The following is a 23,842-nucleotide window of genomic DNA, read 5'->3' on the forward strand; positions in this document are numbered from 1 at the left end:
TGGTCAGCCGGGCCTCAATTCTTGATGTTCCAGAAGGACGTTTGAATGACGGACAAGACTGAACAGGGACCAAACGCCGCGGGCACGCCAAAGGATGCCCGCCCGATAAAACTTGCCTGCCGCAATGTCTGGAAACTGTTCGGATCGAATGCGGCCAACTTCATCCGAGAACGCGACGGCAAGGCCAGCATGGCTGAAGTCGCTGCTGCCGGACTTGTCGGCGCGGTGCGCGCCGTCGATCTCGAAATCCGCCAGGGCGAGATCTTCATCATTATGGGTCTGTCGGGCTCCGGCAAATCGACGCTGGTGCGCTGCATGTCGCGGCTTGTCGAGCCGACCCACGGCAAGGTCGAATTCGAGGGCAAGGACCTCCTGAAAATCTCGGATGCGGCACTGATCGAATTGCGGCGACACCGCATGGGGATGGTGTTCCAGAATTTCGCGCTTCTGCCGCATCTCAACGTGCTGGAGAATATCGCCTTTCCGCTCAGCATCCAGGGACAGGACCGGCCGACGCGCGAAGCACGGTCCCGCGAGGTCATCGAACTCGTCGGCTTAAGCGGTCGCGAGCATTTCTATCCGCGCGAGCTTTCCGGCGGCCAGCAGCAACGTGTCGGCATCGCCCGCAGCCTGGCGACCAAACCGGAAATCTGGTTCCTCGACGAGCCGTTCTCGGCGCTCGATCCGCTGATCCGCCGCGAGATGCAGGACGAGCTGATGCGGCTGCAGACCATGCTGCACAAGACCATCGTCTTCATCACCCATGATTTCGACGAAGCCATCCGGCTGGCCGACCGCATCGCCATCATGAAGGACGGCGAGGTCATCCAGATCGGCACGCCGGAGGAGTTGGTGGTCAATCCGGCGACCGACTATGTCGCCGAATTCACCCGCGACGTTGACCGCGCCAAGGTGATCTCGGCTCGCAGCCTGATGCGCGCCTGCGACGGATCCGAGCATGGCGGCACGGTTTCGCCCGATGCCAAGATCGCCAGCTTCTCGGCCGGCATCGTTGCCGCCGACAAGCCGTTCGCGGTGGTCAACGGCACCGGCAAGCCGATCGGCGAGGTGACGCCGCAAGCGGTGATCGATCTGCTGGCCGGCATCGACCGCTCGAGGGCTGGCGCATGACGGTGACGGCAAGCGCCCGCGAGGCAAAGGCGCGACCGATTCAGGTCTGGCTGCTGGTCTGGGCGTTCGCGCTTGCCGCCGTGCTTGTCGTGTTCCTGTTGCAGGACTGCCTGCCCTGGGCGGTCAATTATCCGGCAAGCGCCGTCGTGCCGGTCGCCGACTGGGTCAGCGCGCTGATGCGCTGGATCAAGTCGAACCTGTCGTGGCTGACCCGCTCGATCACCGCTGTGCTCGGCGTGCCGCTCGACTTCGCGCTTAACCTGCTGGCCAAGAATTTCAAGATCGGTCACGGCACTGAGGCTTATGTCCTGCCACGCCTGTCCTGGGTCGGCGTCTGCGCTGCCGCCTTCCTCGCCGGACATGCCGTTGGCGGCCGGAAACTCAGCCTGCTGGTTGGTGGCTGCTTCCTCTACATCGCGCTGTTCGGCCAATGGACCAGCGCCATGCTGACACTGGCGCTGATCTCCATCGCCGTGCCGTTCTGTATCGTCACCGGCCTGTTCGCCGGCATATGGGCATGGCGCAAGCCGTGGGCCGAAAGGCTCATCGTCTCCCCTGCCCTTGACCTGATGCAGACGATCCCGACCTTCGCCTATCTCATTCCGATGCTGCTGCTGTTCGGCAACAGCCCGGTGTCGGCGATGATCGCCACCGCCATCTTCGCCACCCCGCCGATGGTGCGCGCGACGATGCTCGGACTGTCGCGGGTGCCGTCCGAGATCGATGATTTCAGCGAGATGGCCGGCTGCACGGCACGGCAGAAACTGTGGCGGGTACTTTTGCCTTCCGCACGGCCGACGCTGATGGTCGGCGTCAACCAGGTCATCATGCTGGCGCTGAATATGGTGATCATCGCCTCGATGATCGGCGCCGGTGGCCTCGGCTATGACGTGCTTTTGGCACTGCGCGCGCTGAAGGTCGGCGAAGCGATGGAAGCCGGTCTCGCCATCGTGGCGCTCGCCATCGCGCTCGACCGGCTGAGCCAGGCCATCGCGCACAAACAGGCCAAGGGTCATGTCCATCGGGAAATGAGCCCGAGCCTCTGGCGGCGTTACCCCAATCTGACGCTGGCCGTCATCATCCTTGTCGTGACAACGCTGCTTGGCCTGTTCGTTCCGGCCTTCGCGGCGGTGCCGAAGGCGATCACCTTCACCACCGCACCGCTGTGGAAGGCGGCGGTGAACTGGGTGACGATCAATTTCTTCGACACGATCGAGGCGTTTCGCGTGGCGCTGATTCTCAATTTGCTGAACCCGCTGCGCGCCTTTTGCGAAGGGTTTCCGTGGCTGGGTGCCGTTTTCCTGCTCGGCCTCGCCGGCTATCGGCTTAGCGGTTTCCGCCTGGCGGTATTGGTTGCCGCTCTGACCGCCTTCTGCGCCATCACCGGCCTGTGGGAAAAAACCATGGCGACCGTCTATCTCTGCGGCATCTCGGCCTTCATCGCTTGCCTGATCGGCATCCCGATCGGGCTGATGGCCTCGCGCAGCGACCGCTTCGAAAAGATCGTCACCCCGATCATCGACACGCTGCAGGTGCTGCCTTCCTTCTGCTTCATCATCCCGGTGGTGATGCTGTTTCGGGTCGGTGATGTTACCGCGATGATCGCAACGATAGCCTTCGCCGTGGTGCCGGCGATCCGCTACACCAATCACGGCATCAGGCAGGTGCCGCCAGCGCTGATCGAGGCGGCCAAGGTGTCCGGCTGCACGCCGCGCCAGACCTTCTTTCGCGTGCAACTGCCGCTGGCGCTGCCGGAGATCATGCTCGGCGTCAACCAGACGATCCTGATGGCGCTGGCAATGATCATCATCTGCGCCATGGTCGGCACGCGCGATCTCGGCCAGGAAGTGTTCATCGCGTTGTCCAAGGCCGATTCCGGCCGCGGCATCGTCGCCGGCCTGGCAATAGCCTTCATCGGCATCGTCGCCGACCGGCTGTTCAGCGCCTGGACGGCGAAAGCCAGGGCGAGGCTGGGGTAGATTCGTCAGCGAACGAACGCAGAGCTTCATTTCCGGTCGTGGCCCAATGACCCGGTTAGGTCGGAATCCGATCCAATGCGACATTCGCCGTACTAGGCGTCTGCCTCGCGCCATATCCGGACCTTGCCGGTGATGCCGTGAATGTTAAGTCTCGGCTCCGATGCGGACGTTCCGCCCGAGTTCGAAGACTGAGAGCGACCGTTCTGCCAATGAGTGGCGTCCCACATCCCACTCCTTGCGTCCATTGGGAGAGGTCGTTGTGGACCAAGCCCTACTACCCGGGCTTGTGACAAAGCCGATCCAGCGCGTCTCGAAGTGCAGTGGCGGCATCGCCACGCTCGTCAGGGGACATCAGCTCCGGTTCAAGTTCCAGCCTGAAGTGCGGCAGCTCGGTTCGAACAGCACAACGAGCGGCCGCCAGATTGTCCTTCAGATCGATGACGCGGTAGGTGGCGACGGGATAGGCGATCCCCTTGACCTGGACGTGCCCCAACTCCTCACAGTCGATTGAGTCCTTCACTTGCGCAAACGTCTCGTAGGAAATGAGGATGGCCCCCGGCGGCGCCTCCTGCTCCAGGCGCGAGGCGAGATTCACGGCGCCGCCGATTATCGTGTAGTCCATCCGGTCCTCGCTGCCGAAGTTACCGACGGTGCAGTAGTCGGTATGGATGCCGATGCGACAGCGCAGCGGTGTTTCGATCCCCATGTCCCGCCAGACTTCGGCAAGCTCGCTAATCCGCTTTTGCATTGCAAGTGCCATCTGCGCGCAAGCCAGCGCGTCCTCCTTGACGCCGCGAGTCTCGGGATCGCCGAAAAACATCAGGATCGCGTCGCCGACATATTTGTCGATTGTCGCGCCGTGATCCGAAGCAATTTTCGACATTTCCGTCAGATAGTGATTGAGGAGTTGGGTGAGATCCTCGGATTCCATTTTGTCAGTGGTCTCGGTAAAGCCGGCGATATCGGAGAAGCATATTGTCAGTTTCTTCCGCTGGCTAGCGATCCTGACCTCCTGGCGGCCGGTGAATATCGAGCGATACACTTGGGGCGCCAGATACTTCGCCAGCTTGCTGGAAAGCGCCTCCAGAACCACGGATTTCTCGGCGAGGTTCTCCTCCCTTTGCTTCAGCTCAGTGATGTCCGAATAGACGGCGACCGTGCCGCCGGCGCTGATCCGCCGCTCGCTGATCATGACCCATCGCCCATCGCCTCGCCGCTGCACCCAAGGTTCGCCAGGGTTGCGGTGCCGCGAGAGGCGCTCGGCGACCCACTCCTCGACCCGCCCCTCGGCGTCCCTGATGTAGCCGCGCTCAGCGGACCGGCGAATGATTTGCTCGAATGTCGTGCCGGGCGTCAGTTCGGTCTCCAGACCGGTGTAGAGCAATTCGCGGTAGCGGCTGTTGCTGAGGACGAGCCGGTCCTCCCAGTCGTACAGAGCGAATCCTTCGGAGATGCTTTCGATGGCATCGATGAGCCGCTGACGAGCTTCCGCAACGTCGCGCAGATTCTTTTCCTCGATCTCGACAGCAGTATCCCGGAAGAGTCTCAGCGCTTCGGCCATGCGCCCGATTTCGTCGCTGCCAGCTGCGGGCAGCGGCGCACGAAGGTTGCCCCCCGCAATCGCGAGCATGCCCTGGCTCACGGCCCCCAGTCGGGCAAGGAGGCTGCGGTCGACATAGAGCCAGACAACCAGAACCGAACTCAGGAGGCTGAGGAAGGCGGAGCCGAGCACAACCGCGGTGCCGTAGCGCTGGACGAGCGCGGCTTCGCGACCGGACGCAGCGATCTCCTGGTCTGCCGTGGCGACCAGGCGATCGACGCCAGCGGTGAGATTGCGCGACAGTCGATTGTTCTCGGCCAGAAGCCTTTCGCCCTGTGCCAGGACAGCAAACTCGTCCTCCCGCGCCTTGGGGATGCTGTCCTCGCCGTCGGTCAAACCCTTGAATTCGTCGACACGCTGCCGGAAGCGGATCCGCAGCTTTTCGTCGATCTCCGTGGCAACCTTTTCAAGAGCAGTGAGCGAACGGCGTAGCGGAAAAAGGATCAACGCCAGGTCGCCCGGCGTCGGCGCGTTCGCGACCTTCACCAGCGCGTCGTTGACCGCCGAGATCTCCAGCTGCGCCTTTTGCTGGGGGATGTAGGCCGCAATCGCCTGGACCAGGTCGGCCATCGCCGCTGCGCGTCGATCAGGCGACAGCGACGTGTCGGCCGCGACCGCCCGCCATTGCGGGAGCCTGGAATCCATCACTAGGATGCCGGTGGCGACAAGGCGCTGGCTGCCGGTCGTCGTCGCGGCGAGGCGGTTCAGGAGTTCCTCCTTACGGGCTACCACGTCGAGCCGGGCGACAACAAGAGAGTCGAGCTCCTTCAGGTTGCGCCTCAGAACAATCGCGGCTTCCTCGATCTCGGCCAAAGGCACTGTGCCCGACGTGGCATCCCGGAGGTCCGTGCGCAGGGCCTCGAGGCGGGACATCTCGAGCGCGACGGCAGCCGAGACCTCGCTGTGCTGAGCCCTGCTTGTCGCTGCCAGCACCGATGGCGCGGCAGCAGCGACCCGTTCGGCCTGGCGCGACAGCTGGAGGGAGGCGAGCGCCGACGGCACTCGATCCGTGGTAATTCGGTCGACGACGTCGCCAACCTGGAGGAAGGCATAAAGCGCCGCAGCGGTTGCTAGCACCGCAAGGGCGCTGATCCCGAAAAAGGCGAGCAACAGCCGGCCGCGTATGCCGAGGCGTTCAAGCATCTCGGCGAGTCGGAACAGTCCGGCCACACTGGTCTTCATCAGACTAGACGTCTCAGCCGGCGCGCCGGCGATCAGCGAATCCTATTCAACCGGCACGTACTCTCCGCCGCGCCAGACGTACCAAACCCAGCTCTGCTTCGTGAGGTCGCCCTTGTCGTCGAAATCGACCCGGCCGATGACGGTGTCGAATTCCTGTTCGTGCAGTGCCGCAATGACGGCCTTCGGCTCCAGCGAACCTGCCTTCGAGACGGCCTGGGCCCAGACCTGGACCGCGCAGTAGCTCAACAGCGTGTAGCCCGCGGGTTCGAAGTTCTCCGCACGGAACTGCTCAACGACCGCGGCCGCTTCGGAGCTTCGCCTCGGGTCCGCCGGGAACGTGAAGAGGGTCCCCTCCGCCGCGGGGCCGGCGATCAGGGCAAATTCCTCGGTCGCCAAAGCATCTCCGGATATGAGCTGAAGCGTATAGCCACTGTCGTGTGCAGCGCGAGCAATCAGCGCAACCTCGGCATGATACCCACCCACATACAAGGCCGAGACGCCGGCGGTCTGCAACGTAGCGACCTCGGCCGAATAGTCGTCCTTCCCGGGAATGTATGCGTCGTAAACGGCCTCAGTCACGCCCCGCTTGTTCAGCTGCTTCCTGGTCTCGTCGGCGAGACCCTTCCCATAGGTCGAGTTGTCGTGGAGGATCGCAATCTTCTTGTTGCCCCAGCGATCGGCAAGGTAGTTGCCGGCGATGAAACCTTGCGCGTCGTCGCGGCCAATAGTGCGAAAGACATTGGCACGGCCCTGTTCGGTCAGCTGCGGATTGGTCGAGCCTGGGGATATCTCAACGACGCCCGCCTCCTGGTACACTTTTGATGCGGGGATCGAGGCCCCGGAGCAATAATGCCCGACGACGAGCACGACCCCGTCAGCCACCAGCTTCTTGGCGGCCGCCACAGCTTGCTCGGGATCGCAGAAGTCGTCGACCGAGATGAGCCTCACCTTCTGGCCGAGCACGCCGCCCGCCGTGTTGACGTCGGCCACTGCCATCTCCGCGCCGCGCTGTCCCTGCTCGCCGATCCAGGCGAGCCGTCCCGTCATCGCAGCCGAGACGCCGATCAGCACCTCCGCCCGCGCGGAGCTGAACACGGCCGCGAGAACTAAGATCGCTATGGCGATGATGCGGTGCATATGTGCACCCCCTTAGCTGTAGCTTACGCCAATCCCGTCAGAGCCGACAGCCCCTTCGGCAAGCGCGACTGTCTCCGGCTGCTATTGCAGCGCACATCTAATTTGGCGAAGCAATCATACACTGGAATGGCGTGTCGTAACCTCGTTCGCTGAGGTCGGAATCGCGCGCAATCCGGACGTTACCACTGACCGGAGTGAGCGTCGTGATTGGGTCAACTTGGGTCGTCCAGGCTCTCGGCGTCAAATGGCCGAGAAGGGCCGGGACTCGATCGTTCAGAATGATCGGGTTTTGACCCTAAGCCGCGGACTCTATTTTCGTTTTCTTATTTGACCATGATCTTTTCCGAACGGAGGTCAGCGAAGCAAAAACCGGTATCCACTTTTCGCTGATGCGACCCTTCGGTTCGGAGGCCGGAGCTACTCAGCCGCTACCCCCTCCACTTCCAGATAGCTCTCCATCGAATCGTCCAGTGCCTGGAGCCAGGGCGTATGATGCAGCGGTGCCATGGTGCCGGTCATCAGCGAGCGATAGGCGTGGTCGCGGAAACTCATAATGTCTTCGCCCTTGTGGTGCTCCCACTCCATGAAGGTCTGGTTGACCGCCTCGACGTCGAAACCGGGATAGTCGGTCTGATCCATCAATTCCTTGGTGTAATCGCCCTGGAACCAGATCATCTGCTCGGCGTCTTCCAGCGTTTCCTCACGCGCCCGCCATTTCGCGCCGTGCGCGGCCATCGCCTCGGCCGACGGCAGCTTGATGCGGCCCATGATCACGTCTCGCGCGTACCAGGCCTGCGCGTCGAACATGTTGAAGGTGTAGAACTGATCCTGCATGCCGATATAGGAGAGCTGCGGGTTCTTCTCCCACACGACGCCTTCATAGAGATCGAGCGGCCACATGCGATTGGCGGTCTTAAGCTTCAAATCGTCGGTGAGGAACGGGAAGGAATGCAGGTAGCCGGTGCACAGGATGATGGCATCGACATCTTTGGTGGTGCCGTCCTTGAAATGCGCCGTCTTGCCGACAACTTTCTGCAGCAGCGGCACCTCTTTCCAATTCTCCGGCCATTTGAAGCCCATCGGCTTCGAGCGGTAGCTGGTGGTGATCGATTTGGCGCCGTACTTGTAACATTGCGAACCGATGTCCTCGGCTGAATAGGAACGGCCGATGATCAGGATATCCTTGCCCTTGAATTCCATCGCGTCGCGGAAATCATGGCTGTGCAGGATGCGGCCGTTGAAGGTGGAGAAACCCTCGAAATAGGGCACGTTGGGCACCGAGAAATGCCCCGAAGCGACGACGACATTGTCGAACTCTTCCGAGTAGGTGACGTCATTGGTGCGGTCATGCGCGGTGACGGTAAATTTCTTCGTCTCGTTCGAGAAGGTGACCATGCGCACCGGGCTGTTGAAGCGCACCCATTTGCGCAGGCCCGACTTCTCGACACGGCCCTTGATGTAATCCCACAGCACGGCGCGCGGCGGATAGGAGCCGATCGGCCGGCCGAAATGCTCCTCGAAAGTGTAGTCGGCGAATTCCAGGCATTCCTTCGGGCCGTTGGACCATAGGTAGCGGTACATCGAGCCATGCACAGGATCGCCGTGCTCGTCGAGGCCGGTGCGCCAGGTGTAATTCCATAGGCCGCCCCAGTCCGACTGCTTTTCGAAGCAGACGATCTCGGGGATGTCGGCGCCCTTGTCGGCCGCCGACTTGAAAGCCCTGAGCTGTGCCAGGCCGGATGGACCGGCTCCGATGACGGCAACGCGACTTTTCATGGCAGGCCTCCCGATCTGATTTCGGCTTTTGTCTTGACGCGATCCCCAAGGGAAAGCGCAACCGGCTTTTCCCGGGAAAACCGCTTTACGCTTTTCATGGAATTGCTCTTACGAAACAAATTTCACTCACAGGACAATAATTGGCCCTTTCGTGCTGTCAACCGGCCGGTGCTGAAACAAGGTTGCACCGTGATGGATTTCCGAAAAAAACTGGTGCGGCCAAACGCGGGATCACGCGCATGCGCCTTCAGGCGACTTGCCGTCGCAGTTGCGCTGCTGTATCGGCAGCTGACATGTTCACCTAGAGTGAAATAAATCCCAGGAGTGCCGGGGCGACATGGCGAAGACAGTTTCCGATTCCAAGGCTGGTCCAGTGGCCGTGAAGGCCAAGCCGCTGCCAAAGGTCTCGGCCGACGGGAAAACCATCCGCGCGCCGCTGACGCAGAACCCGCACGCCATTCGCGACACCCGCGAAAAAGTGCTGGAGGTCGCGATCGGCCGCGAGGTGCGGGCCTTCCGCAAGAAGCTCGGCATCACCGTCGCTGATCTCGCGGTCGCCACCGACATTTCGCTGGGCATGCTGTCGAAGATCGAGAACGGCATCACCTCGCCGTCGCTGACGACCTTGCAGGCGCTGTCGCGGGCACTCGGCGTTCCGGTCACAGCCTTCTTCCGCCGCTTCGAGGAAGAGCGCAGTGCCGTCTTCGTCAAGGCGGGCGAAGGCCTCGATGTCGAGCGCCGCGGTACGCGAGCCGGCCACCAGTACAATCTGCTCGGTCATATCGGTTCCAACACCAGCGGCGTCGTCGTCGAACCCTATCTGATCACGCTGACGGAGGATTCTGATGTGTTCCCGACCTTCCAGCACGAGGGCATGGAGTTCCTCTACATGCTCGAGGGCGAGGTCGTTTACCGGCACGGCAGCAACCTCTACCCGATGAAGCCCGGCGACAGCCTGTTCTTTGACGCCGATGCACCGCACGGGCCGGAGCAGCTGACGAAATTGCCGATGCGCTATCTCTCGATCATCTGCTATCCGCAGAGTGCGGGTTAGCAGCTACGGCGCCTCTTTTGCAGTACCAGGCCGAAAGGTCCGAATTAGACACTGCAAGAACCGCAAGGTTCGAAGCGCTGGGCTGGACCATCCTGCGCTTCTGGAACGACGACGTTACCCACGATATCGACAATGTCTGCCAGCATATGTGGCTGGGCTGGGTGGCGCATCGTGAATCGCGCCAAAGCCGTGGTGGGACATTGGGCAAGGCCGACGCTCTACGGCGCCCCCCTCTGCCCTGCCGGGCATCTCCCCCTCATGGGGGGAGATTGGCAAACGTCCCCAGGAAAACTCAATCCGGCCCGAACCCCGGGCTCGTCGCGCTCCCATCATCGAGCTTCGACAACCACTCGACCAGCGCCGAACGGTAGCGCGTCAAGCCTTTGTAGTTGGCGAGTTCGTCGGGAAGGTCGCGGATGACGCGGTGCAGGCGCCGTGCCCATTTCGGCTGCGTCACCAGTTCATCCATCTTGATCAGATAGCAGCGGATTGGAAAGACGATGCCGTTCGAGCGCGGCAGGCGCCAGAAGCTCTGCAGTTCGACGCGCAGATGCACCTTGTCGCCGACATTTTCGGGCGTCACCGTCGCCCGGTCCGGTCCCCATTTGTGGTAGTTCTCCGGGCTCGTGTCGAGGCGCGGGTTGATGGTCATCGTCCAGTTCAGGCGCCGGGCCGGCTTGCCTTGCTGGATGTTGGTGAGGAATTTCAGCGCCCTGACAAAAATCCCCTTCTCATGCGCCAGTGGCACCGGCGCGTGCCATTCGAAGAAATTCATGCCGATGTCGAAATCGAGCGACCAGTCGGCCTGGGTGGTGACCATGCCGGCATCCATCCACAGATTTCCGTCGCGCTGGTCGAGGATGCAGAAATCGCCCTGGCTCTGCCGGGTGATGTATTCCATCGGGCCGTAAGGCAGCGTCGAGGTGTCGCCGAAGGTGAAGGTGTCGTCGATGCCGAGCGGGCGGTTGATCCAGCGCCAACGATCGCCGTCACGGGTCAGCGAGAAGTGCTCGGGATAGCCAAGTGCCTGCTGCTCCATCAAAAGTTCGAGCAGATCCCAGCCGGCCAGCGTCATGTGCGGCAGCGACTGGCAGCGCAGCGGATCCTCGGCCAGCACCAAGGCACGGTCGTGCATCTCGGCGACATAGTGCTCGTCGACGTCGATCAGGTTTTCCAACACGCTGCCCTTCGGCCCGACGACATGCGGCTCGATGTTGACCGCATACATGTAGGCGTCTTCGTGGAACGGGAACGGAAACCGCCTTATGTGCTCCGGGCTGTTCCTGAAGGTGAAATCGTCGCGGAACGTTTCCTTGCGAAAGGTGATGCCCATGATTTTCTCCTAGCGCTCCAGGACCAGCGACCGGCCCTCGAAGCGCGACACGCATGGCATGATCTTACAGCCCGAACGGTGCTCTTCCTCGCTCAGCCAGTGGTCGTTGTGGATGAACCTGCCGTCCGAAGAGATGACGTTGGTTTCGCACTGGCCGCAGACGCCGCCGCGGCAGAGATAGGGCGGATCGACGCCGGCCGCCTCGATCGCCTCGAGCAGGCTCTGCTGTTCATCGACGCGAATCGTCTTGCCGCTGACGGCAAGCGTCACGTCGAACGGCAACCCGGGCTGGGGCGCCGCGAAATGCTCGAAATGCACGGTCTCCGGCGGCCAGCCGAGGCTTGCCGCGCGGTCGCGCACCCAGCAGATCATGCCGGCCGGGCCGCAGACATAGAGATGCGTGCCGAGCGGCTGCGTCGACAGCAGCCGGTCGAGCTCGATGCGTTCCTCGCGATCGTCGTGATAGAGCCTGATGCGACGGCCGTAGCGCTCGCGCAGCACATCGGCATATGTGCCGAGCGATGCGGTGCGGCAGGTGTAGTGCAGCTCGAAATTGCCGCCTTCGGCCGCCAGCTGCGCGGTCTGCGCCATGAACGGCGTGATGCCGATGCCGCCGGCCAGCATCAGGTGCTTCCTGGCGCGCAGGTCGAGCGAGAACAGGTTGACGGGGTAGCTGACCACCATCTCCATGCCGGGGCGAACATGCCTGTGCATGAACAGCGAGCCGCCGCGGCCGACATCGTCGCGGCGCACCGAGATCGTATATTCGCGGGTGTCGAGCGGCGAGCCCATCAGCGAATAAGGATTGAGCCTGGTGCGCTCGCCGTCGCGCATCTCGACCACGACATGGGCGCCGCCGGAAAAGGTCGGCAAAAGCTCGCCGTCGCGGCGACGGAAATGGAAGCGGGTGACCAGGTCGTTGACCGGTACGACATCGCTGACCACGACATCGAGTTTTGTTGTTCCGGTGCTCATCGAAAAATCTCCTCCATCGGAGGAATCTCCGAGCGATCTTCCGCATTGATGCAGACGCCTTGGAAGGCGGCGATGCGCCTGGAATAGTGGTCGCGCACCAGGAGCAGCAGCCCGCAGTGCGCGCAGGTCGCCGGCTGCGTCGTCACATTCTCGGTGATGCCCTTGCAGTGCACGCACTGCATGCGCCGCGCCAGCGAGCCGCGGTGCTCGGTCTGGATCGAGGTGTGGTCGATGCCGGCTTCAAGCGCCACCTGCATCGCCTGGCCGATCAGGCCTTCGGTGCCGGCGAGATAGAGGCGCAGGCCCATATGCGCGTTGGCGAATGTCTGCCTGAGCCGTGGCAGCAGGCTGGCGAAGGACGGAGCCTGATGAAACTGTGCCGGTTTCAGCGCTTCGAGCGCGGCGATGTGTCTACCGTCAGGGCCAGGAATGAAGACGATTTCGACCCCGCCGAAGAACCCGGCCGGCGCGCCGCCGGCCATGTCCCTTATCGCCAGCGCCCCTTCCGCATCCGCGATAAATAGATGATGCTTGCCAGGCTGCGGAGACAGGGTTCCGTAAACCGGCCGGCTGATGATGCTTTTGACTGCCATCTAACTCTTCGTGCCTCGAACCCCTCGCCGTTGACTATGCCTCAACCTTTCGCCGTGCGCTTGGTCTTCTTGGGATCATCGAAGGGAAGCGGCTGCGCGGTGGCCTTGATGGCACCGCTCTTGTTGCGGATTTCGAGCTTGGTGTCCTGGACCGCGCAATCGACGTCGAGCCGGGCGATACCCATCGATTTCTCGACCAGCGGCGAATACATGGCGCAGGTCACCACGCCGACCTTTTTGCCGTCGCGATACACAGGCGCGCCTTCATCGGCCGGCTCCTTGCCGTCAAGCAGAACGCCATAGATCTTGAAGCGCTCCTTGCCCTTCAGGCGGTAGTGCTCCTCGGCGCCGCGAAAGCCCGTCTTGCCAGGGCTGACGGTGAAGTCGAGGCCGAGTTCCCACAGCGTGTCGCCGGGGCCCTCATTGTCGAACGGATACTTTTGGGAATTGTCGTAGGGATAAAAGAGCAGGTAACTTTCGACGCGCAGCATGTCGAGCGTGGTGAAGCGGCACGGAATGATGCCGGCGCTCTTGCCCTCGTCGAGGATCCTGTCCCAGATCGTGCCGGCATCCTGGCCGCGGCAGAAAATCTCGTAGCCGCGCTCGCCGGTGTAGCCGGTGCGCGAGATCATCACCGGAAAGCCGAACAGCTGCGTCTGCATGTGGTGGAAATAGTTGAGGTCGCGGATGCCCGGCACGTGCTTGGCCAGATAGTCGACCGATGTCGGACCCTGCAGCGACAAATCGTGCAGATTGTCGTCGAAGCGCAGCGAGACGTCGCGTCCCACCGAAGCGCGCTGCAATTCCTCATGGCCGGTGCCCGATCCGTGCACGACCATCCAGGCATTGGGGCCGGTGCGGTAGAGGATGCAATCGTCGGTGAATTTTCCCGCCTCGTTCAGCATGCAGGCATAGGCCGACTTGCCGGGATAGATCTTTTCGACATCGCGCGTCGTCGCCAGGTCGATCAGGTGCGAGGCGTGCGGTCCGGTGATGTGGACCTTCTTGAGGCCGGAGACGTCCATCAGGCCAGCCTTGGTGCGGATGGCGATGTACTCCTCGTCGGCATCCTTGTCGTAGCTCCACGCGGTTCCCATGCCGCTCCAGTCTTCGAGCTTCGAACCGAGCGCGCGATGGCGATCCGCCAGGGCCGAAAATCTCCAGGATGCCGTCATCCGCACGTCCTCCGCTTCGAAAAATCTTTTGCCGTTCCCCGCTCCCTGCGCAGCGGCGGGAGCTTTGGCCGAATATTGACCGCAAACGTCAGGGCGCCGCAATACCCATAAGCAATTAATTTCATTGTGAGGCAAAATCCGTTGCGCGAAGCAAACGGTTAACCCGGCGTAAATCGCGCTTGACAATTGCGGGATTCGGACGGAATTTATGAAAAAAATTTCACTCTCTTGAAAGAGGGCAGCGGGCGGCCAATTCGGGGTCGAACGTTGGGAAAAGGGGAAAACCGATGTCAGACATGCACCGGCGCATCGAAGCGCTGTACCGTTCCGACGTGCGCGGCTCCGCGCTCCTGATCGTGTGCCTGTGGGCGACGATCCTTTTCGTCCTCTTCATGACGTGGCCGTACGTCCCGAACGCGGGGATCAAGGCGGTCGTTGCCGCCGCCGCCGCTGCCGTGCTGATCTTCAACACGGCCGCCATCCTGGCGATGGTCAAGCACTACAAGGAAGACAAGGAATTCATCTACGGGCTCGATATCAAGAACGCCGACGCATTCCGCAACCGCAAGTCCTGAGGGGTAGAAGAGATGCCGCGCTACACGCCACCGGAGCAGAGCAAGGCCGGGCAGGTTTTCGACATCGCCGTCGTCGTGGTCGCCATTTTCGTGGCGCTGTGGCTGCCGCTCAAGCTAGGCCTTGCCGGTGCGGCAAAATCAATCGACGCGCTCGACGCCAAGACGTGGGAAGCGCTTGGCCAGAACCCGACCATGGCCTCGATCTGGGAAAAGCTCGGCTACACGCCCGAGACCGCGCATGACATCATCCAGAACCGCTTTCACTATGTCATCGACTGGCCGACGCTGATCATCATGGCCGCCGTGCTGATCGGCTATTTCGTCTTCCTGTTTCGCGCGTCCGACCGCGAATATCGCGACGTCATCAACGAAAAATTCGACGACAAGTAGAAGCTTCGACGACAAAAATTGGGGCACGCACCATGTGGACGGTACTCTCTTACGCATGCTGGGGCATCTCGATCGTGCTTGCCCTGTGGATGCTCTACGACTGGTTCAAGGTCGACACGACCTTCTCCGAAGAGGTGCTGACCTCGTCGCGCGAAGGTGAACTGGAAGCCGTTTCCGAAAAACACCGCATCTGAGTGGGGATTGAACAATGACGGTTACACTTGAACCGGCAATCCACGGAGACAGGGTTTCCCTGCTGCGCGTGCTTGGCCCGGCCCATGTCTGGGCGCTTGGCGTCGGCATCGTTCTCGTCGGCGAATTCACCGGCTGGAATTTTGCCGCCGACAAGGGCGGCGCGCTGGCCGCGCTGATCGTCTGCTGGGTTGTCGGGTTGCTCTACACCTCGGTCGCGATGATCGATTCCGAGGTGACATCGACCGTCGCCGCCGCCGGCGGCCAATATGCGCAGGCCAAGCACATCGTCGGACCGCTGATGGCGTTCAATGTCGCGCTGTTCCTGGTCTTTGCCTACACCATGCTCGAAGTGTCCGACGCCATCCTGCTTGGCGACACCATCGTCGCCAAGGCGGGGGTCGAAGGGCTGACCCACAATTCCTTCATCGCCGCGACCATCGTCGTGCTGGCGTGGCTGAACTATCGTGGCGTGCTGATGACGCTCAACGTCAACTTCGTCATCACCGCAATCGCCTATATCTCGATCGTTATCCTGTTCTTCTCGGTCAGCCCGTGGACGCAAGGCGCCGTGCTGAAGCTCAACGAACTGGTCACCCCCGGCAACGCCCTGCCCTATGGCTGGATCGGCGTCATCGCCGCCTTCCAGTTCGGCATCTGGTATTATCTCGGCATCGAGGGGACGACGCAGGCCGCCGAAGAAGTGCGCTCGCCGGCCCGCTCGCTGCCTTATGGCACCATGGCCGGCATGATCACGCTTTTGATCGCCGCCGCCATGACCTGGTATGTCTGCGCCTCGATGATGCCCTGGGAATATCTGGGCATCACCTATTACCCGTTGTGGGACGCGGGCAAGCTGACCGGCAGTCCGCTGCTCGAGAACCTGCTGTTCGTCGCCACGCTGCTTGCCGCGCTGGCCTCGGCCAATGGCTGCATCAACGATGCGGCGCGCGCCTGGTTCTCGCTCGGCCGTGACCGCTATCTGCCGACCTGGTTCTCGGCCGTGCACCCGAAATATCGCACGCCCTACCGCTCCATCCTGTTCCTGCTGCCGATCGCGCTGGCCTTCGCCTTCATCGCCGACCTCAACCAGGCGATCACCTTCTCGATCCTGTCAGGCGTGCTGCAATACACGTTCATGAGCATCAACATCGTCATGTTCCGCAAGAAGTGGCCGCTGGGCTCCATACGTCGCGGCTACACGCACCCGTTCCATCCGATCCCGGCCGTCGTGCTGTTTTGCCTGTGCGTGGTGACCTTCTTCGCCATTTTCCTCGGCTTCGGTTCGCAGCTGATCGCCATGGTCGCCTTCTACTTCCTGATCTCGCTGTGGTTCCACTTCTACCGGTACAGATTCGTGCGGCGCGGCGACCAGTTCACCATGCCGTGGCCGAAGCCGCAGGGGTATTGATGGGAGTAGGCCCGTCCGGACTCCGGGCGGGCCTGGCATGAGAACATGTCCGAGGTGACATCAGCACTGCTTGCCGGGGCCATTGTCCTGGCTCTCGTCCTCCACCTTGCCTGGCTGGCGCGCATCGGCCGCAACAGGGCCTCGGCTGCGCTCGCCGTCGAGCAGGGCCGCGTCCGCACAATCATCGCCGACGCAGCCATTGTCTCGGAGGGCACCGCCGGCGTCATCACCTGGCAAGGATCATGGAGAGGCCGGCGCGTGCAGGTACGCACCATCGTCGATACGCTGGCGACGCGGAAACTGCCGGCGCGCTGGCTCAGTGTTTCGGTCACCGAAGCGGTCGCCGTGCCAGCTACCTTCGACATGATGATGCGGCCGGGCTCGCCGACGACCTTCTCCAATTTCGATCACCTTGAGCATACTCTGCCGAAGGCCCCGGGATTTCCTGCCGAGGCGGTGCTGCGCACCGACCGCAGGGCGGCGCGCTTTCCCCAGGGCCTCATCGCCAGCCATATCGAGATCTTTGCCGAGGGGCGCGCCAAGGAACTGCTGATCACCCCGAACGGAGTGCGTATCGTCTGGCTGCTGGCCGAGGCCGAACGGGCACGCTACGGCGTTTTCCGGCAAGCCGAATTTGGCGGCACCACACTCGATCCAGCATTGATCGAAAGATTGCTGGTATCGGTATCGGCGCTGCGCGACGCCATCAACAAAACCGAACGGCAGGCCGCATGACCAGTTCCACCCCCTCACCAATCAATCCCTATCTGGTTCTCGGCGCCGCAATCGTGCTGCCGGCAAGCGGACATGTCATTCTCGGCGTGCCGGTGCGCGGCCTGCAGTTCCTCTTCTTCATGGTGATTCTGGCATGGGTCACGGCCAAGATCGCGCCGCCTGATGCCAGCTTCGTCGGCCGCCATGCCGGCGGCTTCCTGATCTATGCCCTGTCGATCCTCGACGCCTACAAGATCGCCCGCATCCGCACCGCCAAATGGGTTCACAATGCGCGGACGGGCAGCGACAATTCGCATGGCGGCATTACGCCACACACGTAACCAGAGGAAAATTTTTTTCATATCATTGAATTTCGTCAACGCATTCGATACACCATCTTATAGCTACAAACGTTGGGAGGCTGACATGTGTGGAATTGTCGGACTGTTTTTGAAGGACAAGGCGCTGGAACCCCAGCTTGGGGCGATGCTGTCGCAGATGCTGATCTCGCTCAGCGATCGCGGTCCCGACAGCGCCGGCATCGCCATCTATGGCGCGCCTTCCAAGAATGAGGCCAAGATCACCATCCAGTCAGCCAAGCCGGAGCGCGATTTCCGCGGCCTCGAGGCGGAACTCGCCAGGGCCATCGGCACACCGGTGACGATCGCGGTGAAATCCACCCATGCGGTCGTCAGGACCACGCCTGCCAAGATCGACGAAGCGCGCGAAACCATCCAAGCGCTACGCCCCGACATCCGCATCATGGGCGCCGGCGACGTTGTCGAGATCTACAAGGAAGTCGGCCTGCCCGAGGCCGTCGTCGATCGCTTCGATGTTCGCAAGATGACCGGCACGCATGGCATCGGCCACACCCGCATGGCGACGGAATCGGCAGTGACGACGATGGGCGCGCATCCGTTCTCGACCGGCGCCGACCAGTGCCTGGTGCACAATGGTTCGCTGTCCAACCACAACAATGTCCGCCGCGAGCTGATCCGCGAAGGCATGACCTTCGAGACCGAGAATGACACCGAGGTCGCCGCCGCCTATCTCTCGTCGCAGATGGCGCATGGCAAGAATCTCGGCGAAGCGCTCGAAGGCACGCTCTCCGATCTCGACGGCTTCTTCACCTTCGTCGTCGGCACCAAGAACGGCTTCGGCGTGGTGCGCGACCCGATCGCCTGCAAGCCCGCCGTGATGGCCGAAACCGACCAGTATGTCGCGTTCGGCTCGGAATATCGCGCGCTGACCAAACTGCCCGGCATAGACAATGCGAGGGTCTGGGAACCCGAGCCCGCAACCGTCTATTTCTGGGAGCACTGAGTTCATGCCGGCAATAAACCTTTCAATGACGACGGCGCACGTGCCTCGGGTCTTCGATCTCGACCAGCTGTCGCTGCGCGAACTCAACCAGGCGCTTCACAATCTGGCTCCCGGCTCGAATGAAACGGCCTGGGAGGTGCTCCATCCGAAAGGCAGTCATTCGGTCGCCGTTGGCGTCGACCAGCCTGTCGCCATCGATGTGCGCGGCAGCGTCGGCTATTACTGCGGCGGCATGAATTCCGGCAGCACGATTACCGTGCATGGCTCGGCGGGTCCCGGCGTCGGCGAGAACATGATGTCGGGGTCGATCACCATCAAGGGTGACGCCAGCCAGTATGCCGGCGCCACCGGCAGGGGCGGCCTGCTGGTCATCGAGGGCAACGCCTCGTCGCGCTGCGGCATCTCGATGAAGGGGATCGACATCGTCGTTCACGGCAATATCGGCCACATGTCTGCGTTCATGGCGCAGTCCGGCAATCTGGTGGTGCTTGGCGACGCCGGCGACGCGCTGGGCGATTCCATCTACGAGGCGCGGCTGTTCGTGCGCGGCAAGGTCGACAGCCTGGGTGCCGACTGCATTGCCAAGGAGATGCGGACCGAGCACCTGGAATTGCTGCAGGGCCTGCTCGACCGCGCCGGCGTCACCGGCGTCAAGCCGTCGGAGTTCAAGCGCTACGGCTCGGCGCGCACGCTCTACAATTTCAATATCGACAACGCCGACGCGTATTGAGGCAGCATGACCTACAGGAACCCGCCGACGACGCCGCGCAAATCCGCGACCTTCGACGACTATACGCTTTCCGAAATTCGCCGTGCCGCGGCGACCGGCATCTATGACATTCGTGGCGGCGGTGCCAAACGCAAGCTGCCGCACTTCGACGACCTCTTGTTCCTCGGCGCCTCGATCTCGCGTTACCCGCTCGAAGGCTATCGCGAACGCTGCGACACCAGCGTGGTGCTGGGTTCGCGTCATGCCAAGAAGCCGATAGAGCTGAAGATCCCGATCACCATCGCCGGCATGAGTTTTGGTTCGCTGTCGGGGCCCGCCAAGGAAGCACTTGGGCGCGGCGCGACGCTGGCCGGCACCTCGACCACCACGGGCGATGGCGGCATGACCGAGGAAGAGCGCGGCCATTCCAAGCAGCTGGTCTATCAATACCTGCCCTCCCGCTATGGCATGAACCCGCGCGATTTGCGCCGGGCCGATGCCATCGAGGTGGTCGTCGGCCAGGGCGCCAAGCCTGGCGGCGGCGGCATGCTGCTTGGCCAGAAGATCTCCGACCGCGTCGCCGAAATGCGCACGCTGCCGAAAGGCATCGACCAGCGCTCGGCCTCGCGTCACCCGGACTGGACCGGACCCGACGATCTCGAGATCAAGATCCTCGAACTGCGTGAAATCACCGACTGGGAGAAGCCGATCTACGTCAAGGTCGGCGGCGCGCGGCCCTATTACGACACTGCGCTTGCCGTAAAGGCCGGCGCCGATGTCGTCGTCGTCGACGGCATGCAGGGCGGCACCGCCGCGACGCAGGAAGTGTTCATCGAGAATGTCGGCCAGCCGACACTTGCCTGCATCAGGCCGGCGGTGCAGGCGCTGCAGGATCTCGGCATGCACCGCAAGGTGCAACTGATCGTCTCCGGCGGCATCCGCAACGGCGCCGATGTCGCCAAGGCGCTGGCGCTCGGCGTCGATGCGGTGTCGATCGGCACGGCTGCCCTTGTCGCGCTTGGCGACAACGATCCTCACTGGGAGGCGGAGTATAACGAACTCGGCACCACGGCCGGCGCCTATGACGACTGGCACGAGGGGCGCGACCCGGCCGGCATCACCACGCAGGACCCGGAACTGATGAAGCGGGTCGATCCCATCGCCGCCGGACGCCGGCTGGCGAACTATCTCAAGGTGATGACGCTCGAGGCGCAGACCATTGCGCGTGCGTGCGGCAAGAACAGCCTGCACAATCTCGAGCCCGAGGACCTCGTCGCGCTGACGATCGAGGCAGCCGCCATGGCCGGCGTGCCGTTGGCCGGCACCAACTGGATACCGGGGAAGAACGGCTTCTGATCAAGGAAAGGCCGAAGCCCACATGCTCTGGGGCCAACAATCGACAAAAAATGGGGAACTGCGGTGACACTTGATCTTGCTGAATTCGCAAGGGCGAAAAACGTCAAATACTTCATGATTTCCTACACCGACCTGTTCAGTGGCCAGCGTGCCAAGCTGGTGCCGGCGCAGGCGATCGCCGACATGCAAAAGGATGGTGCCGGCTTTGCCGGCTTTGCCACCTGGCTCGATCTGACGCCGGCGCATCCCGACATGCTGGCGGTGCCGGATCCGAATTCGGTCATCCAGCTGCCATGGAAGCCTGAGGTCGCCTGGGTCGCAGCCAACTGCATCATGGACGACAAGGAGGTCGACCAGGCGCCGCGCAACACGCTGAAGCGGCTGGTCGCGGAAGCCGCCAGTGACGGCATGCACGTCAAGACCGGCGTCGAGGCCGAGTTCTTCCTGATCTCACCGGACGGCAAGACGATCTCCGACGAATACGATACGGCGTCGAAACCTTGCTACGACCAGCAGGCGGTGATGCGCCGCTACGATGTCATCGCGGAAATCTGCGACCACATGCTGGCGCTCGGCTGGGGCGCCTACCAGAACGACCACGAGGATGCCAACGGCCAGTTCGAGATGAACTGGGCCTTCGACGACGCGCTGGCGACCGCCGACAAGCACTCGTTCTTCAAATTCATGGTCAAGTCGATCGCGGAAAAACATGGCCTTCGAGCGACCTTCATGCCCAAACCCTTCCAGGGACTGACCGGCAATGGCTGCCACGCCCATATCTCGGTGTGGGACAAGGCCGGCAAGACCAACGTCTTCGCCGACAATGCGATGGAACTCGGCCTGTCGGCGAAGGGCAGGAATTTCCTCGGCGGCATCATGAAGCATGCTTCGGCCCTGGCTGCGATCACCAACCCGACAGTCAATTCCTACAAGCGTATCAACGCGCCGCGCACCATTTCGGGCGCCACCTGGGCGCCGAACACGGTGACCTGGACCGGCAACAACCGCACCCACATGGTGCGCGTGCCCGGTCCCGGCCGCTTCGAACTGCGCCTGCCGGATGGTGCCGCCAACCCTTATCTGCTGCAGGCGGTCATCATCGCGGCCGGCCTCGACGGCATCCGCTCGAAAGCCGATCCGGGCAGGCGCTACGACATCGACATGTACCAGCACGGCCATACGGTGGAGGGCGCGCCGAAGCTGCCGCTCAACCTGCTCGATGCGTTGCGCGAGTTCGACAACGACAAATCGCTCAAGGCGGCGCTGGGTGAGGAATTCTCGTCGGCCTACCTAAAGCTGAAGCACCAGGAATGGAATTCCTATGCTTCGCACTTCACGCAATGGGAGCGCGACCACACGCTGGATATCTGACGACCCAGCGCGATGCGAGCGTCCTCGGAATGAACGTATGAAATATTCGATCTTCTCGCTCGCCCGCGCCGCCCTGTCCGGCCACAAGAACTGGCAACGCACCTGGCGCGACGCCACGCCGAAGGATCACTACGACGTGGTGATCATCGGCGGCGGTGGCCACGGGCTGGCAACCGCCTGGTTCCTGGCCAGCGAGTACGGCATCAGAAACGTCGCCGTGCTCGAGAAAGGCTGGATCGGCTCCGGCAATGCCGGCCGCAACACCACCATCATCCGCTCCAATTACGGCCTGCCCGGCAACACCGGCTTCTACGAACTGTCGATGAAGCTGTGGGAGCGGATGGAGCAGGACCTCAACTACAACACGATGGTCAGCCAGCGCGGCGTCATTAACCTCTACCACTCCGACGCGCAGCGCGACGCCTATGCACGGCGCGGCAACACGATGCGCATCAACGGCATCGATGCCGAACTGCTCGACCTCGCCGCGGTCAGGAAGATGATACCGTTCCTGAACTTCGACAATGCGCGCTTTCCCGTGCAAGGCGGCCTCCTGCAGCGGCGCGGCGGCACGGCGCGTCACGATGCGGTGGTCTGGGGCTATGCCCATGCGGCAAGCGCGCTCGGCGTCGACATCATCCAGAACTGCGAGGTCACAGGGTTCACTCGCGACGCCAACGGCAAGGTGACCGGCGTCGAGACGTCGCGCGGCAAGATCGGCGCCGGAAAGGTCGGCATGGCGGTCGCCGGAAGTTCCTCGCGTGTCGCGGCAATGGCCGGTTTGCGCCTGCCGATCGAAAGCCATGTGCTGCAGGCCTTCGTCTCCGAGGCGATCAAGCCGCTCATCCCTGGTGTCATGACCTTCGGCGCCGGCCATTTCTATGTCAGCCAGTCCGACAAGGGCGGGCTGGTCTTCGGCGGCGACATAGACGGCTACAATTCCTACGCCCAACGCGGCAACATGCCTGTGATGGAGGACGTCTGCGAGGGCGGTATGGCGCTGATGCCGATGATCGGCCGCGTGCGCCTGCTGCGCCAGTGGGGCGGCATCATGGACATGTCGATGGATGGCTCGCCGATCATCGACAAGAGCCCGGTGGACGGGCTCTACATCAACGCCGGCTGGTGCTATGGCGGCTTCAAGGCGACGCCGGGCTCGGGCTTCGTGTTCGCCCACCTTCTGGCGCGCGACACGCCGCACGAAGAGGCGGCGCGATTCCGCCTCGACCGCTTCCGGCGCGGTGCGATGATCGACGAAAAGGGCCAGGGTGCCCAACCGAACCTGCATTGAAGGCGGCCTTAGAACAGCATGCGCATTGTCTGTCCCTTCTGCAGCGAACGCGAACTCGGCGAGTTCACCTATCTCGGCGATGCCAAGCCGGTGCGGCCGGTTGCCGGTGCCGGGGAAGACGAGGTCTATGACTACGTCTATCTGCGCGACAATGTCGCCGGGGAGACCAGCGAATACTGGTACCATGGCGGCGGCTGCCGGGCCTGGCTGAAGATCACCCGCAACACGCTGACGCATGAGATTTCGTCGGTGGAACCGGCGGCGGGCGCTGGGGCGAGGCAGGTCGCGAAATGAGTTTTCCTGTCGAGACCATAGCCGTCGCGAAAAGCGCCAGCCCTCCACCTCCCCCTTGTGGGGAGGTCGGACCGCAGGTCCGGGTGGGGGGCGGTGCCGCGGGGGGGGCCCCCCCCCCGCGCCCGCCGCCCCCCCCCCCCCCCCCCCCCGCGGTGGGGGGGCCGTCCCGCGCCGGGGGGGGGGGGGGCCCGGTGCCGCACCCCCACCCCGCTGCTGCGCAGCGACCCTCCCCACAAGGGGGAGGGTAAGAGGCGGCGCAACCGTCTCGCATTTCATCGAAC

General features: G+C 62.7%; 22 protein-coding genes and 1 pseudogene. 16 read left to right on the forward strand and 7 right to left on the reverse strand.

Going from position 1 to position 23,842, the window contains the following annotated elements; all coding sequences use genetic code 11:
- The first annotated feature begins 45 nt into the window (after positions 1-45).
- Complete coding sequence (locus NKJ01_RS15730; protein WP_352729185.1) at positions 46-1,131, forward strand: quaternary amine ABC transporter ATP-binding protein; 1,086 nt, start codon at positions 46-48, stop codon at positions 1,129-1,131.
- The gene (locus NKJ01_RS15735) at positions 1,128-3,110 is read left to right on the forward strand and encodes an ABC transporter permease (RefSeq protein WP_352729187.1); all 1,983 of its coding nucleotides are present in this window, start codon (positions 1,128-1,130) and stop codon (positions 3,108-3,110) included. The genes NKJ01_RS15730 and NKJ01_RS15735 overlap by 4 nt, the downstream gene beginning before the upstream one ends.
- A 274-nt stretch (positions 3,111-3,384) precedes the next feature.
- Here NKJ01_RS15735 and NKJ01_RS15740 read toward each other — a convergent pair whose 3' ends face one another.
- From NKJ01_RS15740 to NKJ01_RS15750, 3 genes are all read right to left on the reverse strand, one after another.
- Entirely contained in the window at positions 3,385-5,853 is a 2,469-nt protein-coding gene (locus tag NKJ01_RS15740; RefSeq protein WP_352729262.1) for an adenylate/guanylate cyclase domain-containing protein, read from the reverse strand.
- A gap of 81 nt (positions 5,854-5,934) precedes the next feature.
- Positions 5,935-7,029, reverse strand: a complete 1,095-nt coding sequence (locus NKJ01_RS15745; RefSeq protein WP_352729189.1) for a branched-chain amino acid ABC transporter substrate-binding protein — start codon at positions 7,027-7,029, stop codon at positions 5,935-5,937.
- Positions 7,030-7,446: 417 nt separating this feature from the next.
- Positions 7,447-8,805 carry a trimethylamine monooxygenase gene (locus NKJ01_RS15750; protein ID WP_352729191.1) on the reverse strand — a complete coding sequence of 453 codons (1,359 nt, stop codon included), beginning with the start codon at positions 8,803-8,805 and terminating at the stop codon, positions 7,447-7,449.
- A gap of 337 nt (positions 8,806-9,142) precedes the next feature.
- On the opposite strand from NKJ01_RS15750, the gene NKJ01_RS15755 reads away from it, so the two are divergent.
- Both NKJ01_RS15755 and NKJ01_RS15760 read left to right on the forward strand, forming a co-directional pair.
- Positions 9,143-9,859, forward strand: coding sequence for a helix-turn-helix domain-containing protein (locus tag NKJ01_RS15755; protein ID WP_352729193.1), 717 nt, complete (start codon positions 9,143-9,145; stop codon positions 9,857-9,859).
- A 29-nt stretch (positions 9,860-9,888) separates the two neighbouring features.
- Positions 9,889-10,008: pseudogene (locus NKJ01_RS15760) on the forward strand (DUF559 domain-containing protein); the annotation flags it as partial.
- A 143-nt stretch (positions 10,009-10,151) separates the two neighbouring features.
- On the opposite strand, the gene NKJ01_RS15765 reads toward NKJ01_RS15760, so the two are convergent.
- The 4 genes from NKJ01_RS15765 to NKJ01_RS15780 are packed head-to-tail and all read right to left on the reverse strand — an operon-like array spanning position 10,152 to position 13,935.
- Complete coding sequence (locus NKJ01_RS15765) at positions 10,152-11,192, reverse strand: heme-dependent oxidative N-demethylase family protein (RefSeq protein WP_352729195.1); 1,041 nt, start codon at positions 11,190-11,192, stop codon at positions 10,152-10,154.
- A 9-nt stretch (positions 11,193-11,201) separates the two neighbouring features.
- A complete protein-coding gene (locus NKJ01_RS15770; protein ID WP_352729197.1) occupies positions 11,202-12,167 on the reverse strand; it encodes a PDR/VanB family oxidoreductase in 966 nt (321 codons plus the stop codon).
- A complete protein-coding gene (locus NKJ01_RS15775; protein WP_352729199.1) occupies positions 12,164-12,760 on the reverse strand; it encodes a dimethylamine monooxygenase subunit DmmA family protein in 597 nt (198 codons plus the stop codon). The genes NKJ01_RS15770 and NKJ01_RS15775 overlap by 4 nt, the downstream gene beginning before the upstream one ends.
- Before the next feature lie 41 nt (positions 12,761-12,801).
- Positions 12,802-13,935, reverse strand: a complete 1,134-nt coding sequence (locus NKJ01_RS15780) for an aminomethyl transferase family protein (RefSeq protein WP_352729201.1) — start codon at positions 13,933-13,935, stop codon at positions 12,802-12,804.
- Between the two features lie 296 nt (positions 13,936-14,231).
- Here NKJ01_RS15780 and NKJ01_RS15785 point away from each other — a divergent pair, with 296 nt between their 5' ends.
- The 12 genes from NKJ01_RS15785 to NKJ01_RS15840 all read left to right on the forward strand — a co-directional run bounded on the left by NKJ01_RS15785 (position 14,232) and on the right by NKJ01_RS15840 (position 23,561).
- A complete protein-coding gene (locus tag NKJ01_RS15785; protein WP_352729203.1) occupies positions 14,232-14,510 on the forward strand; it encodes a hypothetical protein in 279 nt (92 codons plus the stop codon).
- Positions 14,511-14,522: 12 nt separating this feature from the next.
- Positions 14,523-14,900 (forward strand): hypothetical protein, encoded by a 378-nt coding sequence (locus NKJ01_RS15790; protein ID WP_023759015.1) that lies wholly within the window; start codon positions 14,523-14,525, stop codon positions 14,898-14,900.
- Between the two features lie 32 nt (positions 14,901-14,932).
- Complete coding sequence (locus NKJ01_RS15795) at positions 14,933-15,094, forward strand: hypothetical protein (protein ID WP_023759014.1); 162 nt, start codon at positions 14,933-14,935, stop codon at positions 15,092-15,094.
- A gap of 14 nt (positions 15,095-15,108) precedes the next feature.
- Entirely contained in the window at positions 15,109-16,503 is a 1,395-nt protein-coding gene (locus NKJ01_RS15800) for an APC family permease (RefSeq protein ID WP_023759013.1), read from the forward strand.
- A 45-nt stretch (positions 16,504-16,548) separates the two neighbouring features.
- Complete coding sequence (locus NKJ01_RS15805; protein WP_352729205.1) at positions 16,549-17,238, forward strand: hypothetical protein; 690 nt, start codon at positions 16,549-16,551, stop codon at positions 17,236-17,238.
- The gene (locus NKJ01_RS15810; protein WP_352729207.1) at positions 17,235-17,558 is read left to right on the forward strand and encodes a hypothetical protein; all 324 of its coding nucleotides are present in this window, start codon (positions 17,235-17,237) and stop codon (positions 17,556-17,558) included. The genes NKJ01_RS15805 and NKJ01_RS15810 overlap by 4 nt, the downstream gene beginning before the upstream one ends.
- Before the next feature lie 85 nt (positions 17,559-17,643).
- A complete protein-coding gene (locus tag NKJ01_RS15815) occupies positions 17,644-18,540 on the forward strand; it encodes a class II glutamine amidotransferase (protein ID WP_023759010.1) in 897 nt (298 codons plus the stop codon).
- Positions 18,541-18,544: 4 nt separating this feature from the next.
- Positions 18,545-19,270, forward strand: coding sequence for a GltB/FmdC/FwdC-like GXGXG domain-containing protein (locus NKJ01_RS15820; protein WP_352729209.1), 726 nt, complete (start codon positions 18,545-18,547; stop codon positions 19,268-19,270).
- A 6-nt stretch (positions 19,271-19,276) separates the two neighbouring features.
- Positions 19,277-20,605 (forward strand): FMN-binding glutamate synthase family protein, encoded by a 1,329-nt coding sequence (locus tag NKJ01_RS15825; RefSeq protein WP_352729211.1) that lies wholly within the window; start codon positions 19,277-19,279, stop codon positions 20,603-20,605.
- A gap of 63 nt (positions 20,606-20,668) precedes the next feature.
- Positions 20,669-21,976, forward strand: a complete 1,308-nt coding sequence (gene glnT / locus NKJ01_RS15830; protein WP_352729213.1) for a type III glutamate--ammonia ligase — start codon at positions 20,669-20,671, stop codon at positions 21,974-21,976.
- 37 nt (positions 21,977-22,013) lie between these two features.
- Entirely contained in the window at positions 22,014-23,267 is a 1,254-nt protein-coding gene (locus NKJ01_RS15835) for a sarcosine oxidase subunit beta family protein (protein WP_352729215.1), read from the forward strand.
- An 18-nt stretch (positions 23,268-23,285) separates the two neighbouring features.
- Positions 23,286-23,561, forward strand: coding sequence for a sarcosine oxidase subunit delta (locus NKJ01_RS15840; RefSeq protein WP_352729217.1), 276 nt, complete (start codon positions 23,286-23,288; stop codon positions 23,559-23,561).
- Positions 23,562-23,842 lie beyond the last annotated feature (281 nt).

The organism is Mesorhizobium sp. M0276, assembly GCF_040321755.1.
Lineage (GTDB): Bacteria > Pseudomonadota > Alphaproteobacteria > Rhizobiales > Rhizobiaceae > Mesorhizobium.

What these genes read in the sequence shown, in the direction of transcription:
- NKJ01_RS15730 (WP_352729185.1), top strand. Translation starts at nt 46, where the DNA reads ATGACGGACAAGACTGAACAGGGACCAAACGCCGCGGGCACGCCAAAG.
- NKJ01_RS15735 (WP_352729187.1), top strand. Translation starts at nt 1,128, where the DNA reads ATGACGGTGACGGCAAGCGCCCGCGAGGCAAAGGCGCGACCGATTCAG.
- NKJ01_RS15740 (WP_352729262.1), bottom strand. Translation starts at nt 5,853, where the DNA reads ATGCTTGAACGCCTCGGCATACGCGGCCGGCTGTTGCTCGCCTTTTTC.
- NKJ01_RS15745 (WP_352729189.1), bottom strand. Translation starts at nt 7,029, where the DNA reads ATGCACCGCATCATCGCCATAGCGATCTTAGTTCTCGCGGCCGTGTTC.
- NKJ01_RS15750 (WP_352729191.1), bottom strand. Translation starts at nt 8,805, where the DNA reads ATGAAAAGTCGCGTTGCCGTCATCGGAGCCGGTCCATCCGGCCTGGCA.
- NKJ01_RS15755 (WP_352729193.1), top strand. Translation starts at nt 9,143, where the DNA reads ATGGCGAAGACAGTTTCCGATTCCAAGGCTGGTCCAGTGGCCGTGAAG.
- NKJ01_RS15765 (WP_352729195.1), bottom strand. Translation starts at nt 11,192, where the DNA reads ATGGGCATCACCTTTCGCAAGGAAACGTTCCGCGACGATTTCACCTTC.
- NKJ01_RS15770 (WP_352729197.1), bottom strand. Translation starts at nt 12,167, where the DNA reads ATGAGCACCGGAACAACAAAACTCGATGTCGTGGTCAGCGATGTCGTA.
- NKJ01_RS15775 (WP_352729199.1), bottom strand. Translation starts at nt 12,760, where the DNA reads ATGGCAGTCAAAAGCATCATCAGCCGGCCGGTTTACGGAACCCTGTCT.
- NKJ01_RS15780 (WP_352729201.1), bottom strand. Translation starts at nt 13,935, where the DNA reads ATGACGGCATCCTGGAGATTTTCGGCCCTGGCGGATCGCCATCGCGCG.
- NKJ01_RS15785 (WP_352729203.1), top strand. Translation starts at nt 14,232, where the DNA reads ATGCACCGGCGCATCGAAGCGCTGTACCGTTCCGACGTGCGCGGCTCC.
- NKJ01_RS15790 (WP_023759015.1), top strand. Translation starts at nt 14,523, where the DNA reads ATGCCGCGCTACACGCCACCGGAGCAGAGCAAGGCCGGGCAGGTTTTC.
- NKJ01_RS15795 (WP_023759014.1), top strand. Translation starts at nt 14,933, where the DNA reads ATGTGGACGGTACTCTCTTACGCATGCTGGGGCATCTCGATCGTGCTT.
- NKJ01_RS15800 (WP_023759013.1), top strand. Translation starts at nt 15,109, where the DNA reads ATGACGGTTACACTTGAACCGGCAATCCACGGAGACAGGGTTTCCCTG.
- NKJ01_RS15805 (WP_352729205.1), top strand. Translation starts at nt 16,549, where the DNA reads ATGTCCGAGGTGACATCAGCACTGCTTGCCGGGGCCATTGTCCTGGCT.
- NKJ01_RS15810 (WP_352729207.1), top strand. Translation starts at nt 17,235, where the DNA reads ATGACCAGTTCCACCCCCTCACCAATCAATCCCTATCTGGTTCTCGGC.
- NKJ01_RS15815 (WP_023759010.1), top strand. Translation starts at nt 17,644, where the DNA reads ATGTGTGGAATTGTCGGACTGTTTTTGAAGGACAAGGCGCTGGAACCC.
- NKJ01_RS15820 (WP_352729209.1), top strand. Translation starts at nt 18,545, where the DNA reads ATGCCGGCAATAAACCTTTCAATGACGACGGCGCACGTGCCTCGGGTC.
- NKJ01_RS15825 (WP_352729211.1), top strand. Translation starts at nt 19,277, where the DNA reads ATGACCTACAGGAACCCGCCGACGACGCCGCGCAAATCCGCGACCTTC.
- NKJ01_RS15835 (WP_352729215.1), top strand. Translation starts at nt 22,014, where the DNA reads ATGAAATATTCGATCTTCTCGCTCGCCCGCGCCGCCCTGTCCGGCCAC.
- NKJ01_RS15840 (WP_352729217.1), top strand. Translation starts at nt 23,286, where the DNA reads ATGCGCATTGTCTGTCCCTTCTGCAGCGAACGCGAACTCGGCGAGTTC.